The sequence below is a fragment of the Streptomyces sp. NPDC001415 genome, from assembly GCF_053597395.1.
Window position 1 is genome coordinate 325,533 of sequence record NZ_JBSFIE010000003.1, and the last position, 14,465, is coordinate 339,997.

General features: G+C 72.2%; 12 protein-coding genes. 3 read left to right on the plus strand and 9 right to left on the minus strand.

Annotated features, from left to right (window positions below):
• Positions 1-34 precede the first annotated feature (34 nt).
• The 3 genes from ectB to ACWC2B_RS05705 form a co-directional block, all read right to left on the minus strand.
• Positions 35-1,303 carry a diaminobutyrate--2-oxoglutarate transaminase gene (gene ectB / locus ACWC2B_RS05695; RefSeq protein ID WP_450715149.1) on the minus strand — a complete coding sequence of 423 codons (1,269 nt, stop codon included), beginning with the start codon at positions 1,301-1,303 and terminating at the stop codon, positions 35-37.
• Entirely contained in the window at positions 1,300-1,821 is a 522-nt protein-coding gene (ectA, locus tag ACWC2B_RS05700) for a diaminobutyrate acetyltransferase (protein ID WP_450715150.1), read from the minus strand. Before ectA ends, ectB begins: the two co-directional genes overlap by 4 nt.
• 313 nt (positions 1,822-2,134) lie before the next feature.
• A complete protein-coding gene (locus ACWC2B_RS05705; protein WP_450715151.1) occupies positions 2,135-3,232 on the minus strand; it encodes a pyridoxal-phosphate-dependent aminotransferase family protein in 1,098 nt (365 codons plus the stop codon).
• Positions 3,233-3,321: 89 nt separating this feature from the next.
• Between ACWC2B_RS05705 and ACWC2B_RS05710 the strand changes: the two genes are divergently transcribed.
• A complete protein-coding gene (locus ACWC2B_RS05710; protein ID WP_450715152.1) occupies positions 3,322-4,407 on the plus strand; it encodes an amidohydrolase family protein in 1,086 nt (361 codons plus the stop codon).
• On the opposite strand, the gene ACWC2B_RS05715 is transcribed toward ACWC2B_RS05710, so the two are convergent.
• Positions 4,385-5,578 carry an MFS transporter gene (locus tag ACWC2B_RS05715; protein WP_450715153.1) on the minus strand — a complete coding sequence of 398 codons (1,194 nt, stop codon included), beginning with the start codon at positions 5,576-5,578 and terminating at the stop codon, positions 4,385-4,387. The genes ACWC2B_RS05710 and ACWC2B_RS05715 overlap by 23 nt on opposite strands.
• A gap of 134 nt (positions 5,579-5,712) precedes the next feature.
• A complete protein-coding gene (locus ACWC2B_RS05720; protein WP_450715154.1) occupies positions 5,713-6,309 on the minus strand; it encodes a TetR/AcrR family transcriptional regulator in 597 nt (198 codons plus the stop codon).
• A 362-nt stretch (positions 6,310-6,671) separates the two neighbouring features.
• On the opposite strand from ACWC2B_RS05720, the gene ACWC2B_RS05725 reads away from it, so the two are divergent.
• Complete coding sequence (locus ACWC2B_RS05725; protein ID WP_450715155.1) at positions 6,672-7,661, plus strand: SCO1860 family LAETG-anchored protein; 990 nt, start codon at positions 6,672-6,674, stop codon at positions 7,659-7,661.
• Between the two features lie 296 nt (positions 7,662-7,957).
• On the opposite strand, the gene cobC is transcribed toward ACWC2B_RS05725, so the two are convergent.
• Positions 7,958-9,496, minus strand: coding sequence for an Rv2231c family pyridoxal phosphate-dependent protein CobC (gene cobC / locus ACWC2B_RS05730; RefSeq protein WP_450715156.1), 1,539 nt, complete (start codon positions 9,494-9,496; stop codon positions 7,958-7,960).
• An 88-nt stretch (positions 9,497-9,584) separates the two neighbouring features.
• Here cobC and ACWC2B_RS05735 point away from each other — a divergent pair, with 88 nt between their 5' ends.
• The gene (locus tag ACWC2B_RS05735) at positions 9,585-10,307 is read left to right on the plus strand and encodes a ZIP family metal transporter (RefSeq protein WP_450715157.1); all 723 of its coding nucleotides are present in this window, start codon (positions 9,585-9,587) and stop codon (positions 10,305-10,307) included.
• A 5-nt stretch (positions 10,308-10,312) separates the two neighbouring features.
• Here the strand turns inward: ACWC2B_RS05735 and ACWC2B_RS05740 are convergent, their stop codons facing one another.
• The 3 genes from ACWC2B_RS05740 to ACWC2B_RS05750 are packed head-to-tail and all read right to left on the minus strand — an operon-like array spanning position 10,313 to position 14,420.
• Positions 10,313-11,797 (minus strand): cobyrinate a,c-diamide synthase, encoded by a 1,485-nt coding sequence (locus ACWC2B_RS05740; protein ID WP_450715158.1) that lies wholly within the window; start codon positions 11,795-11,797, stop codon positions 10,313-10,315.
• Positions 11,791-12,399 carry a cob(I)yrinic acid a,c-diamide adenosyltransferase gene (cobO, locus tag ACWC2B_RS05745; protein WP_450715159.1) on the minus strand — a complete coding sequence of 203 codons (609 nt, stop codon included), beginning with the start codon at positions 12,397-12,399 and terminating at the stop codon, positions 11,791-11,793. Before cobO ends, ACWC2B_RS05740 begins: the two co-directional genes overlap by 7 nt.
• On the minus strand, positions 12,399-14,420 hold the full coding sequence (locus ACWC2B_RS05750) for a putative cobaltochelatase (RefSeq protein ID WP_450715160.1): 2,022 nt from the start codon (positions 14,418-14,420) through the stop codon (positions 12,399-12,401). The genes cobO and ACWC2B_RS05750 overlap by 1 nt, the downstream gene beginning before the upstream one ends.
• Positions 14,421-14,465 lie beyond the last annotated feature (45 nt).

Consider the following 14,465-nt stretch of genomic DNA (forward strand, 5'->3'; position numbering starts at 1 on the left):
CGCAGGTTGTGTACGTCGGTGGGGTGCGGGCGGATCAGACCGTCGCGGCGACCGCGCGGGCCAGCGTCCGCAGGCCTTCGTCCAGTTCCTCGGGCGTGATGGTCAGCGGCGGAAGCAGCTTGACCACCTCGCTCTGCGGCCCGGAGGTCTCCAGGAGCAGCCCCAGCTCGAAGGCACGGGCGCACACCTCGGAGGCGCGGGCCGGGTCGGCGAACTCCAGGCCCCAGACCAGGCCCCGGCCCCGGTAGCTCGCCCCGAGCCGGGTGTGCTCGGCGCACAGTGCGAGCAGCGCCTGCTCGACCTGCTCGCCGCGCGCCAGGGTGTGCTTCTCCATCTGGCCGTCGGCCCAGTACGCGTCGAGCGCGGCGGTCGCGGTGACGAACGCCGGGTTGTTGCCGCGGAAGGTGCCGTTGTGCTCGCCCGGCTCCCACACGTCGAGCTCGCCCTTGAACAGGCAGAGCGACAGGGGCAGTCCGTAGCCGCTGATCGACTTGGAGACGGTGACGATGTCCGGCACGATGCCCGCCTCCTCGAAGGAGAAGAACGCGCCGGTGCGACCGCAGCCCATCTGGATGTCGTCGACGATGAGCAGCATGTCGCGCCGACGGCACAGGTCGGCGAGCGCGCGCAGCCACTCGGCGCGGGCCACGTTGATGCCGCCCTCGCCCTGCACGGTCTCCACGATCACGGCGGCCGGCTTGTTCAGGCCGGAGCCCTGGTCCTCCAACAGCCGCTCGAACCACAGGAAGTCGGGCACCCGGCCGTCGAGGTAGTTGTCGAACGGCATCGGCGTGCCGTGCACCAGCGGGATGCCGGCCCCGGCCCGCTTGAAGGCGTTTCCGGTCACCGCGAGCGAGCCGAGCGACATGCCGTGGAAGGCGTTGGTGAAGGAGACGATCGACTCGCGGCCCTTCACCTTGCGGGCCAGCTTCAGCGCGGCCTCCACCGCGTTGGTGCCGGTCGGGCCGGGGAACATGACCTTGTACGGCAGGTCGCGCGGGCGCAGGATCACGTTCTGGAACGTCTCCAGGAACGCCCGTTTCGCGGTGGTGGCCATGTCCAGGCCGTGCGTGATGCCGTCCCGCTCGATGTAGTCGAGCAACGCCCGTTTCAGTACGGGGTTGTTGTGGCCGTAATTGAGTGAGCCGGCCCCGGCGAAGAAGTCCAGGTAACTGTGGCCGTCCTCGTCGGTCAGGCGGGCACCCTGCGCGCGGTCGAACACGGCGGGCCAGCCGCGGCAGTAGCTGCGCACCTCCGATTCGAGCGACTCGAAGACACTGAGGGCGGGCGGGGTGATGGTCACAGCGATTCTCCCTGGGGGTGGAGGGGGCCGATGCGGTAGAGGACTTCGGGCTGGTGCCCGTCGTCGGGGAACAGGCCCGCATCGAAGAGGAGTTCACGGTCGAGGGCGGCGCCGCGCCGCTTGGCGAACGAGGTGAAGAGCCGGTCGGACGGGGTGTTGTCCGGCGACACCGTCGTCTCGACGCCGGTGATCCCGTGCGAGGCGGACACCTTCGCGGTCAGCGCTTCGAGCAGCAGCCCGGCGAGCCCGTGGCCCCGGTGGGCGTGGTCGACGGCGACCTGCCAGACGACCAGGGTGCCGGGGCGCTCGGGCCGTACGTAGCCGGTGATGAACGCGATCGGCTCACCGGCGTCGTCGCGGGCGACGACGGAGGTCCCGGAGAAGTCGCGGCACCAGAGCAGATAGCTGTACGAGGAGTTGAGGTCGAGCACCTCGGAGTCACGGGCGATGCGCCAGATCGCGGCTCCGTCCTCCACTCGTGGGCTTTCGATACGGACTGCTGTTTGCGCGGCGGTCATGCCGAGGGAATTTACCGACCGGAAATTGAAATCGCATTCCCGTGAGGGGGTGTGCGAGGAGCGCGTTCGTGTTATCACGCGAGCATGCGCGCGAACCGTTTTGTCCGGTAATTCCCGGACAAAACGGTAGTGATGTGGAGTCGATCACACCCCTGTGACCGCCCCGGAACCTTGTTGAAACCTTTGTGTTTGAGGTCGGGAAGTCGGGGCAGAAGAAAACGGGAAGCTGCGATGGATAAGCAGCTTCCCGTTCTGTGGAACGTTTTTCGGAATTCGGTTGTGCTTTACGTCCCGGAGGAACGCGGAGAAAGTGTCACCAGGTTTCGGAAACGGCCTTGCGGGCAGCCTCCAGGTCCACCGCGATTCCGTACTCGCCGAGCGCCGCACCCAGCGCCGCGAGCGAGGACTGGACGACGCCGCGCGTGGCGTCCACGCCGTAGTGGTTGACCCGGATCATCGTCGAGGCCAGCGCCCCGCCGCCGGCGATCAGCGGCAGCGAGGGGTCGGAGGCGAGCGCCTTGACGACGAGTTCGGAGGCGTCGACTCCCTCCGGGGCGCGCAGAGTTGTGGCCACCGGCGCCGCGTCCGCTGCTTCGTGGACGTACGGGGCGAGCCCGCCGCCGAGCGCGACGGCGCCCGCCCGGGTCGCGGCGGCGGCCGAGGCGTGCCGGGCCGTCACCGCGTCCAGGCCCTCGGACTCGATGCGCTCGACACACGCTTCGAGGGCCAGCATCTCCAGCTGCGCGGGCGCGTGCAGCAGGGCCTTGCGGCCGCCGTCGATCCAGCGCTGCTTCCAGTCCAGGAGCGAGAGGTAGGAGCGGCGCGGCGCGTTCGGGTTGGCGGCGATGCGCTCCCAGGCGCGGGCGCTGACCGAGACGGCCGAGACGCCGGCCGGGCCGCCCATCGCCTTCTGCGCGCCGATCACGCACAGGTCCACGCCCCAGGCGTCCGGGCGGAGCGGCTCGGCGGCCACCGAGGCCACCGCGTCCAGCATGAACAGGGCGCCGTGCCGGCGCACGACCTCGCCGATCTCCGCGACCGGGTTCGTATTGCCGGTCGCCGCCTCCGCGTGAACGAGCGAAACGAAATCGATCTCGGGATGTTCGGTGAGCGATCGATCGATCTGCTCCGCGGTGACGGCCGCGTGGAACGGCACCTCCAGATCGATCACCTCGGCCCCGCAGTCGCGCAGCCAGTTGCCGAAGGTCTGCCCGTAGGGACCGGTCACCACGTTGAGCGCGGTGGAGCCGGGGTGTGCGGCGCCGCGGATGCAGCCCTCCAGGGGGAGCAGCGCCTCGCCCTGCATGATCACCACGTCCTGCTCGGTGTCGAGCAGGGCGGCCACGCGGCGCTCGATCGCCGCGAAGTGGTCGGCGGTCAGCGGGGCCAGATCCAGGAGGGGGTGTGTCACGGCGGTGCCTTCTTCGGTCAAGTCGGGGGTCGCATCGGGTGTTCGAGCCTCTGGATGGAGACTACCCAGCGCCTCGTACAGTGCTGACCATGAGCGATCGCGCGGTGCTGCATGTGAAGGGGCGCGTCCTGGCGGGGCCCGAGGACGTACGGGACGAGCTGTGGGCGGTCGACGGGCGGATCACCTACGAGCGGCCGCCGGGCGAGACCCTCACCGTGTCCGGCTGGGCGCTGCCCGGCCTGGTCGACGCGCACTGCCACGTCGGGCTCGACCGGCACGGTCCGGTGCCGGACGAGATGAGCGAGAAGCAGGCCCTCACCGACCGCGACGCCGGGACGCTGCTGATCCGTGACGCGGGTTCGCCCTCCGACACCCGCTGGGTCGACGACCGCGAGGACCTGCCGAAGATCATCAGGGCGGGCCGGCACATCGCCCGCACCCGCCGCTACATCCGCAACTACGGCCACGAGATCGAGCCCGGCGACCTCGTCGCCTACGTCGCCCGGGAGGCGCGGCGCGGCGACGGCTGGGTCAAGCTGGTCGGCGACTGGATCGACCGGGACGCGGGCGACCTGGCCGCCTGCTGGCCGCGCGGCGAGGTCGAGGCCGCGATCGCCGAGGCTCACCGGCTCGGCGCCCGGGTCACCGCGCACTGCTTCGCCGAGGACTCGCTCAGGGACCTGGTCGAGGCGGGCATCGACTGCATCGAGCACGCCACGGGCCTGACCGAGGACACCATCCCGCTGTTCGCCGAGCGGGGCGTGGCGATCGTCCCGACGCTGGTCAACATCGCCACGTTCCCGCACATGGCCGACGGCGGCGAGGCCAAGTTCCCCGACTGGGCCGCCCACATGCGGCGGTTGTACGAGCGCCGCTACGACACGGTGCGCTCGGCCTACGACGCGGGGATCCCCGTCTTCGTCGGCACGGACGCGGGCGGCTCGCTCGCCCACGGCCTGGTCGCCGCCGAGGTCGCCGAGCTCGTGAAGGCGGGCATCCCGCCGGTCGACGCGCTCTCGGCGACGGCCTGGGGGGCCAGGACCTGGCTCGGCCGCCCCGTCCTCGAAGAGGGCGCCCCGGCGGACCTGGTCGTCTACGACCAGGACCCGCGCGCGGACGTCCGGGCCCTGGCCGCGCCGAGCCGCATCGTGCTCAACGGGCGGATCGTGGGCTGATCAACTCGCGCTCGGGGGCGGGCAGTTGGCCGGGGCGTCGGCGGCCTGCCAGTTCGGGCAGCAGGCTGACGACGCCCAGTGCGGCAAGGCCCGCGCCGAGCCACAGCGGCGCCCGCAGGCCGAAGTGGGCGACGCCGACCCCGCCGAGCGAGGAGCCGATGCCGACGCCGAGCGTGATGAACGAGGCGTGCACGGAGTTCACCAGGGGCCGGGCGTTGGCGATGCGCTGGACGCGAGTGACCATCGCCGGGTTCATGGTGACCCCGACCAGGCCGATGCCCAGCATGAACACCACGGCGGGCAGAGTGAGTTGCGCGAGCAGCGCGAACCCGGTGAGGAAGAGCAGGTTCAGCGCGAGCCCGGCTGCGAGCACGTTCAGGGCGTACCGGTCGGCGAGCCGGCCGACCACGTAGTTGCCGACCACGGTCGCGGCCCCGTACGCGATGAGCAGCACCGGGACGGCTCCGCTGCCGAACCCGGTGACCTCGGTCAGGATCGGGTTGAAATAGCTGAACGCGGAGAACGTCGCGCCGATGATGAAGGTGCTGGTCATGAGGGCCAGCCACAGCCTGGGGCGCCGGAAGACGGCCAGCTCCTTGATGAAGCCCCCGCCGTCCTCGGCCCGGCCGAGCCGGGGCACCCCGGCCAGGGTGCACAGTGCGGCGGCCACGGTCAGCACGGTGATGGCCCAGAACGCGGCGCGCCAGCCCAGGTGTTCGCCTATCAGGGTGGACAGCGGCAGCCCGAGGAGGGTGCCGAGCATCAGCCCGTTGAGCGCGACGGAGGTGGCCCGGCCGCGTTCCTCGGGGCGGGTCAGCTGGGCGCAGATCGACAGCGAGACACCGAAGAACGCCTGCGAGGCGGTGCCGGTGACGACCCGGGCGAACAGCATGACCGCGTACGTGGTGGCGGTCGCGGCCAGCAGGTTGCCCACCAGGAAGACGGCGAACAGCACCATCAGCGCGTGCTTCTGCGGCAGCCGCATCACCCCCACGGTGAGGAACGGGCCGCCGAACGCCATCGCCAGTGCGAACGCGGTGATGAGATAGCCGATTTGGGGGACTGTGACATCGAGGCCCGCCGCCATCTGCGGCATCAGTCCGGCGACGACGAACTCGCTGGTGACCATGGCGAAGATCCCCAGGGCCAGTACGTAAACGGCGCGAGGCATGGCAGGTGTGCTCCTGTCCGGAGGGTGTTATGGATTGTTCAGTACAAAACCGACCCATGCGTCAACTGGTATGGGGGAGCTGGTCGTTGACGGATGGCCGGTGAGGTGCGGGGTGTGGGGCCAGGGGGTAGTGATCAGTGGGTCAAGGCGTCCATGGCCGTGTCGATGATGCCCTCCAGGTCGGCACGGCCGGCGCCGCCCTGGCCCGCCACCCGTAGCCCGGCGATCACCGAGTTGAGATAGCGGGCCAGGGTGAGCGGATCGCGCCGCGAGGTGATCTCGCCGGCGCTGCGGCCGGTCTCGATGACCGTCCGCAGCGCATCGAGACGGCGTGCGAGGTCGCGCTCCAGGAGGGTGGCCGCCGCGACGTCGCGGCGGGCGAGTTCGACCGTGGCGTTGACCGCGAGGCAGCCGATGCTGCGCCCGTCGCGGCGTTCCTTCATCTCGCCGTCGACGACCGCGGCGAACGTGGCCCGGATCCGTTCGAGCGGGCCGAGCCGCTCGTCCTGGAGGAGTTCGAGCTGGTTCGCCGTCATCATGTCGACATAGCGGCCGAGCGCCCGCTCGAAGAGGGCGTGCTTGCTGATGAACGTGTTGTAGATGCTGCTGCGGCCCAGTCCGGTGGCCTCGCACAGGTCCTGGGTCGAGGTGGCCTCGTAGCCGTTCGCCCAGAAGGCGCGCATCGCCGCGTCCAGGGCCCGCTCCTCGTCGAACTGTCTCGGTCGAGCCATGGTCGTACCCTAGCACTGTTTTGAATCGACCTGTCCAATACGTCGTCCGGTTGACCGGACGTTACGTGTGGCGCGGCCGGGTCGTTGAAATTCTTTATGTGTACGCCGGGGTGGTCGGGTGGCGTACGGGGTGCAGGGTGGTTTCGGGGGTGACGGCAGGGAGCGGCTGTGTCGGAAGAATCGAATAAAGGAGCGGAAAGAGCCCTTTGGGGTGAACTCGCGTCTGGTGACCGCCAGTTCACTCTCAGTGCGTAAAGATTCGGTGTCCCAAGTTGCCGGTGCGCCCCTCGATTCGCAGGAGTCCCACGAGTCCCCGTGGCGGGCGCCCGGCCGGCCATGTCTCCTGTGGGGGTTCCACCACTTTGAACAGCACCAACTTCGGCCTGCCCTTCTGCCCGCGCTTCGGCTTGACCTCGGGCCCGACCGCGAACGGTCCGGCCACCCGTCGTCCGATCGGCCGCCGCTCCACCGCGATCGCGGCCTGCGCGGCTCTCACCGCCGGGCCGCTGCTGCTCGCCGTGCCCGCGCGGGCCACCGGCGTCGAGGGCGACGGAGGCGGCCGGGCGAGCGCCGTCGTACTGCGCACCGGGCTCGACGTGTCCCTGCTCAACAGGGCCGTCGACGTACCGCTCAAGGCCACGCTCAACGACGTGCGGGCGCCGGCCGGTGCCGAGAAGACCGCGCTGACCGTGAAGCTGGACGGGGTCGGCGGCGGGCAGCCCGTCAACGTCCTGAAGGCGGACGTGGCCACGGCCAGGGCGAGCGCCGACGCGAAGAAGGCGGAAGGCTCCTCCCGGCTGGTCAACGCCCGGCTGCACCTGCCCGGGCTGCCGCTGCTCTCCCTCGTCGAGCTGGGTGATGTGACCTCCAGCGCGGTCTGCGAGGCTGGCCGTCCCCCGGTTGCCAAGTCCAATGTGCTGGGCGCGGTGAGCGTGCTCGGCAGGAAGATCACGTTGTCGGCGGGCGGGACCACGCGGGTGCAGGTGCCGGGAATCGGCGAGGTCACGCTCGACCTGTCGAAGGCCACGACCACCTCGCGGACGGCGGCGGCCGTCGCCCTTCAGCTGAAGGTCTCGGTCAACCCGCTCCAGCTGAACGTGGCCGTCGTCAAGGGCGAGGTCACCCTCGCGGAGGCGACCTGCCAGTCGCCGAAGACGCCCGCGAAGGCGGCGCCGGACGCGGGTCCCGTCTCCACGGCGGTGAAGACGCAGAGCGTCGCATCGGACACGAAGTTGGCGGAGACCGGGGGGAGTTCTGCCACGCCGTACGTTGCTGGTGGGGCGGGAGCGCTGCTTGTGGGGGGTGCGGGGGTGCTGGTGCTGACCCGGGTACGGGCGCGGGGCCGGGGCTGACGCTGGGCGGCCCGCACCCCCGGCAGGGGGGGGCGGGCTCTTTCGGGGCTGCGCCCCGGGCCCCTTCGGCCTGCGGACCGTAGGTGGCTGGTCGCGCAGTTCCCCGCGCCCCTGAAGACTCCTTCGGCCTCGGGCCGTGGGTGGGTGCTCGCGCAGTTCCCCGGGCTCCTTAAATGTCATGCGCTACGCGCATGTGCCCTTACCTCGGCTGCGGATCGTGCGTGGCTGGGCGCGCAGTTCCCCGCGCCCCTAGCAGGGTCGGTGCTGGGCCCACCCCACCTCGGAGGCCCCCCGGCTCAGCGGTCCGTAAGGGTCAGGGCCTGGTCCAGGGCCTGGAGGAAGCGGTTCGTGGTGGGGCGGTCCCGGACCGCGAGCCGCAGCCACTCGGGCCCGAGGCCCGGGAACGTGTCGCCGCGCCGCGCCGCGAAGCCGAGCGTGCGCAACCGCTCCCTGACCTCCGCCGCCCCCTCGATCCGTACCAGCACGAACGGTCCCTCGGCCGGCTCCACCATGGTCACCTCGTCGAACTCCGCAAGGCCGGCCAGGAGATGGGCCCGGTCCTCGGCGGCGCGCACGGCCGCCGCCTCGGCCTCCGCCAGTGCGCGGGGTTCCATGCAGGCGCTCGCCGCGACCAGCGCCGGGGTCGACACCGGCCACAGCGGCTGGGCTCGCTGGAGGGCCGCGATCGTGTCCGGGTCGGCCAGTACGTAACCGATCCGCAGCCCCGCCAGGCCCCAGGTCTTGGTCAGGCTGCGCAGCACGATCAGCCCGGGCAGGTCCGTGCGGCCCGCGAGGGCCTCGCGCTCGCCCGGCACCGCGTCCAGGAACGCCTCGTCCACCACCAACGTCCGCCCAGGGCGGGCGAGTTGGGCCAGAGTGCGGGCCGGGTGCAACACCGACGTCGGGTTGGTCGGGTTGCCGACCACCACCAGGTCCGCCTCCTCGGGGACGGCCGCGGGGTCGAGCCGGAAGCCGTCCTCGGCCCGCAGCAGCACCCGCCGCACCTCGTGCCCCGCATCGCGCAGCGCCGCCTCCGGTTCCGTGAACTGCGGGTGCACCACGACCGGGTGACGGAACGTCAGCGAGCGGGCGAGGAGCACGAAGGCCTCCGCGGCGCCCGCCGTCAGCAGCACCCGCTCCACCGGAAGGCCGTGCCGCGCCGCCACCGCCGAGCGCGCCGCCCGGCCGTCCGGATAGGCGGCGAGCCCGGTCAGGGAGTCGGCGATGCGCTCCCGCAGCCAGACCGGGGGAGTGCCGGTGCGGACATTGACGGCGAGATCGATCAGCTCGTCGCCGTCGTCGCGGACCTCGGCGTCACCGTGGTGACGTAGATCGTGCTGGGCCTCGGTGGCAGGCATGGACATGGCTTCGCTCCTGGTGGGGGGTCCGTCACAGCGGTCGGCGAACGGCCGGAGGTGGGGTCGACGTACGATCGCACATGTCGCCATCGCGGCACCCTCCGCGGGGCTCGACTTCCGCTTGGGGACGAGCAGTTCACCGCCCCCGGCCAGTGCGGCGGCCTCCGCCACGGAACGGGTTCCGACGGCGGCGAGCGCGGCGTCCGAGCCGTGCGGCACCGGGACGGCCGCGAGTTCGGCGGCCGCGTACGAGACGACCGGCACCCCGAGCTTCGCCGCGGCGCCGACGATTCCCGGCTCGCCGGACTTGCCGTCCACGGTGGCCAGTTCGGCGACGGCGAGCGGATCGAGACCCGCGTCCGCCAGGGCGGCCCCGATCAGCCCGAGGACCTCGTCGACGGACACGCCCTTCGAGGCGCCGACGCCCACGACGAGAGATGCCCCGGCGTGCTCGGGGGTGCGGGCGTCGTCGGCCATGGCGAGGATCCTCTCAGGCCGCTCTGGGGCGGCGGCGGAGCCGGACGTGGACATGCGGAGTAGGGGCACCGTCGGTTAGCAAGGGCGCATGGCGGTATTCGTCGCGCTCGGCGCGTTCCTGATGACCCTGCTCGGCGGCTGGACCGCCCAGCGGGTCACCGACCGGCGCCACCTCGTGCTCGGGCTCGCGGGCGGACTCATGCTCGGCGTGGTCGGCCTCGACCTGCTGCCGGAGGCCCTGGACGCGGCCGGCGACGACCTCTTCGGGGTGCCCCGGGCGCTGCTCCTGTTCGTCGGCGGCTTCCTCTTCGCGCACGTCGTCGAGCGGGTGCTCGCGGTCCGCCAGGCCGCCCACGGGGCGGGCGAACACCGGGCCCCGCAGGTCGGCGTCACCGTGGCCTGCGCGATGGTCGGGCACAGCCTGATGGACGGCATCGCGATCGGCGCGGCCTTCCAGGTGGGCGCCGGCATGGGCGTGGCCGTGGCGCTCGCCGTGATCACCCACGACTTCGCCGACGGCTTCAACACGTACACGATCACCAGCCTGTACGGGAACGAGAAGCGCAAGGCGCTGGCGATGCTGTTCGCCGACGCGCTCGCCCCGATGGTGGGAGCCGCCTCGACCCTGCTCTTCACCCTTCCGGAGCAGCTGCTCGGCAGCTATCTGGGGTTCTTCGGCGGCGTGCTCCTGTACCTGGCCGCCGCCGAGATCCTCCCCGAGGCCCACCACGAGCACCCCGCCCTGTCGACGCTGCTGTGCACCGTCGCGGGTGTGGGGTTCATCTGGCTGGTGGTGGGCATCGCCGGCTGAGTACGTCACCTGGCGCAGCCCTCGGTGAAGCGACGGGCGACCTCCGGCCGGGCCGCCCAGTGCGTGTGCAGATAGCTGGCGTGCACGCCCTTCTGCACGAAGCCCTCGACGCGGCGCTCCGGGTGCACGATCCCCCAGGCGGGGTCGGCGCCCGCGCCCGGCTCGATGACGGTGCGGTGGAACTCGTGGCCGCGCAGCCGGGTTCCGGCGGCGGCCAGACTGTTGTCGCCGATGGCCACCGCCTCGCGGTATCCGAGGGTGAGCCGCCCCGACATCCGAGCGTCGGCGTCGAGCACCCCGCACATGGGCTGCCCGTCCAGCGACCGCGCGAGGTAGAGCAGGCCGGCACACTCGGCGGCCACGGGCGCCCCCGAGCGGGCGAGCTCGGCGACGGCCTTCCTGAGCGGTTCGTTGGCCGACAGCTCGGCGGCGTACACCTCGGGAAACCCGCCGCCTATCACCAACCCGCCTGTCCCCGGCGGCAGTTCCTCGTCCCGGAGCGGGTCGAAGGTGACGACTTCCGCCCCGGCGGCGGTGAGGAGTTCGGTGTTCTCGGCGTAGGAGAAGGTGAACGCGGGGCCGCCGGCGACGGCGACGAGCGGCCGCCGACCTTGATTCTGCTGGCCCTGGGTCGTGGCCTCAGCCGCAAAATCCAGCCCCTCCGGCGTTTGAGGAGCGGGGTCCGGGGCGGAGCCCCGTGCCCACCGGCCCGAGGCCGACGATCCATCCGCCGGAGGCTTTCGGGAAGGGGCGGGGTGGGGGAATCCGAAGCCGGGCTCCCACGCCTCCACCCCCAGCGCCGGAGCCGACCGCGCCAGAGCCAGCAGCGCAGGCAGATCGCACCCCTCCCGCACCTGCTCCCCCATCGCCGCCACCGCGTCCACCGCGTCCGCCCGCCGCTCGGCGACCGGAACCAGACCCAGGTGCCGGGACGGGGTGTCGACCTGGGGCGCCCGGCGCAGGGCACCGAGGACCGGCACGCCCGACTCGCCGAGGGCCTCCCGCAGCAGCGCCTCGTGCCGGTCCGAGCCGACCTTGTTGAGGATCACGCCGCCGATCCGCACCTCGGGGTCCCACGACGCGAAGCCGTGCACGAGGGCGGCCACCGACCGGGACTGCGAGGACGCGTCCACGACGAGGACCACCGGGGCGCGCAGAAGCTTGGACACCTGGGCGGTGGAGGCGAGTTCGCCGAGCCCGCTCGCCCCGTCGTACAGGCCCATCACGCCCTCGACCACGGCGAGGTCGCAGCCGCGCGCCCCGTGCGCGAACAGCGGAGCCACCAGCTCGGGCCCGCACATGTACGCGTCGAGGTTGCGGCCGGGCCGCCCGGTCGCCAGGGAGTGGTACCCGGGGTCGATGTAGTCGGGGCCCACCTTGTGCGGGGACACGGCGAGCCCGGAGCGCGCGAACGCGGCCATCAGGCCCGTCGCGACGGTGGTCTTACCGCTGCCCGACGATGGGGCGGCGATGACGAGACGTGCTACCACTCGATGCCCCGCTGGCCCTTCTGGCCGGCGTCCATGGGGTGCTTGACCTTGGACATGTCCGTCACGAGATCCGCGAACTCCACCAGCTGCTCGGGCGCGTTGCGGCCCGTGATGACCACGTGCTGGGTGCCCGGCCGGTCGCGCAGCACCGAGACGACCTCGTCGACGTCGACCCAGCCCCAGTGCAGCAGGTAGGCGAACTCGTCCAGGACGTAGAACTTGTACGTCTCGGCGGCCAGGTCGCGCTTGACCTGCTCCCAGCCCTCGCGGGCCTTCTCCTCGTGGCTCGGCTCGCCCTCGGCCACCTCGCGCTGGATCCAGGACCAGCCCTCGCCCATCTTGTGCCACTCGACGAGGCCGCCCTCGCCGGATGCCCCGAGCACCTTCAGCGCGTTCTCCTCGCCGACCTTCCACTTCGCCGACTTCACGAACTGGAACACCCCGACCGGCCAGCCCTGGTTCCAGGCGCGCAGCGCCATCCCGAACGCGGCCGTCGACTTCCCCTTGCCGACACCCGTGTGCACCATGACCAGCGGCCGGTTGCGGCGCTGACGGGTCGTCAGGCCGTCCTCGGGTACGACACTGACCTGTCCCTGCGGCATTAAGCGGCCCTCCTCGATGTTCCAGTTGCGTCCTTGACGAGACCGGCGATGGAGTCCGCCCGCAGCTCGTCCAAGGTGACGGCGGTGCCGCCGAGTTCGCGTGCAAGGTCCCCGGCGAGCCCGAGCCGCACCATCCCCGACTCGCAGTCCACGACCACCGACGCGGTGCCCTCGGCGGCGTGCAGCCGGGCCGCGCGGGCGCCGAGCGCCACCGGCTCGGGGCCGCCGGTGGCCCGGCCGTCGGTGACGACCACGAGCAGCGGCCGCCGCGCGGGATCGCGCAGCCGCTCCACCCGCAGTACGTCATGGGCCTTGAGCAGCCCCGCCGCGAGCGGGGTGCGCCCGCCGGTCGGCAGCGATTCGAGCCGGGCGGCGGCCGCGTCCACCGACGAGGTGGGCGGCAGCGCAAGGTCGGCCTCCTTGCCGCGGAAGGTGATCAGGCCGACCTTGTCGCGGCGCTGGTAGGCGTCGAGGAGCAGCGAGAGCACCGCGCCCTTGACCGCGCTCATCCGCTGCCGGGCCGCCATCGACCCGGACGCGTCCACCACGAACAGCACGAGGTTGCCCTCGCGGCCCTCGCGGGTGGCCTGACGCAGATCGTCCCGGCGCACCACGAGACCGCGCCCCGAACGCCCGCGCGCCCGCTGATGGGGGGCCGCGGCCTGCACGGTCGCCGTCAAGTGCAGCTTGGTGAGCGCCCCTTGAGGGCGGCGCGAACCCGTCGTCCTGCCGTGGTCGGTACGGGCCCGCGAGCGCCGGCCCGCCGCGCCCTCGCCGAGCCCGGGCACGCTCAGCATCTTCGTACGGAACGGCTCGGCGGCCTTCACCGCGGCCCGCTCGCCGGGGCCGCTGGGGGCGGGGGAGGCGGGCGGTTCCACGGCGTCGGAGGACTCCGGCGACTCAGGGGATTCGGCCGGGCTCTCGGGGGAGTCGCCCTGCGGCGGCACTCCGCCGCCACCGCCGCCGGGGCCTTCGGGGCCCGGGTCCGGATCGTCGTCGCCCTCGTCCTCGTCCTGGAACTGCTCCAGGGTCTCGTCGAGCTTGTCCTGGTCGAGGCCCGGCGCGTCGAACGGGTTGCGCCGGCGCCGGTGCGGAAGGGCGAGCAGCGCGGCCTGCCGGACGTCCTCACTCGTCACCTCGGTGCGCCCCGCCCAGGCGGCCAGCGCGGTGGCGGTGCGCGCCATCACGATGTCGGCGCGCATGCCGTCCACCTCGAACGCGGCGCAGGTGGCGGCGATCTGGAGCAGCACCGCGTCCCCGAGCACGACCGAGGGCAGCAACTCCCGCGCCGCCACGATCCGCTCGCGAAGGGCGCCCTCCGCGTCGGCCCAGCGCGCGGCGAATGCGGCCGGGTCGTCGTCGTACGCGAGGCGGCGCCGTACGACCTCGACGCGCTGCTCGGGCTCGCGGGAGGCGGCCACCTCGACGGTGAGGCCGAACCGGTCGAGCAACTGCGGCCGCAGCTCGCCCTCTTCGGGGTTCATCGTGCCGACGAGCAGGAACCGCGCGGCGTGCCGCACGGAGACGCCCTCGCGCTCGACGTAGGAGGACCCCATGGCGGCGGCGTCGAGGAGAAGGTCGATGAGGTGGTCGTGGAGCAGGTTGACCTCGTCGACGTACAGGATGCCGCGGTGGGCGTCCGCGAGCAGCCCCGGCTCGAAAGCCTTCACGCCCTCGCCGAGCGCCCGCTCGATGTCCAGGGCGCCCACCAGACGGTCCTCGGACGCGCCCACCGGGAGCTCGACCATGCGCGCCGCGCGGGCGGTGCCAGGACCGCTCTCGTGCGGCCCGTCCGGGCACCGCGCGTCGGGTGCGGCCGGGTCGCAGCTGAAGCGGCAGCCCGCCACGACCGCCACCTCGGGCAGCAGATCGGCGAGGGCTCGTACGGCGGTGCTCTTCGCGGTGCCCTTCTCGCCCCGGACGAGCACTCCGCCCACGGCCGGGCTCACCGCGTTCAGGAGCAGCGCGAGGCGCAGGTCGTCCATGCCGACGACGGCGGTGAACGGATACCGGGTGCTCATGTGCCGATCTCTCCTTCGAGTAGTGCTGTACGCCGAGGCGGGGCC

What these genes read in the sequence shown, in the direction of transcription:
- cobC (WP_450715156.1), bottom strand. Translation starts at nt 9,496, where the DNA reads ATGGCCGACGACGCCCGCACCCCCGAGCACGCCGGGGCATCTCTCGTC.
- ACWC2B_RS05710 (WP_450715152.1), top strand. Translation starts at nt 3,322, where the DNA reads ATGAGCGATCGCGCGGTGCTGCATGTGAAGGGGCGCGTCCTGGCGGGG.
- cobO (WP_450715159.1), bottom strand. Translation starts at nt 12,399, where the DNA reads ATGCCGCAGGGACAGGTCAGTGTCGTACCCGAGGACGGCCTGACGACC.
- ACWC2B_RS05735 (WP_450715157.1), top strand. Translation starts at nt 9,585, where the DNA reads ATGGCGGTATTCGTCGCGCTCGGCGCGTTCCTGATGACCCTGCTCGGC.
- ACWC2B_RS05720 (WP_450715154.1), bottom strand. Translation starts at nt 6,309, where the DNA reads ATGGCTCGACCGAGACAGTTCGACGAGGAGCGGGCCCTGGACGCGGCG.
- ACWC2B_RS05750 (WP_450715160.1), bottom strand. Translation starts at nt 14,420, where the DNA reads ATGAGCACCCGGTATCCGTTCACCGCCGTCGTCGGCATGGACGACCTG.
- ectA (WP_450715150.1), bottom strand. Translation starts at nt 1,821, where the DNA reads ATGACCGCCGCGCAAACAGCAGTCCGTATCGAAAGCCCACGAGTGGAG.
- ACWC2B_RS05715 (WP_450715153.1), bottom strand. Translation starts at nt 5,578, where the DNA reads ATGCCTCGCGCCGTTTACGTACTGGCCCTGGGGATCTTCGCCATGGTC.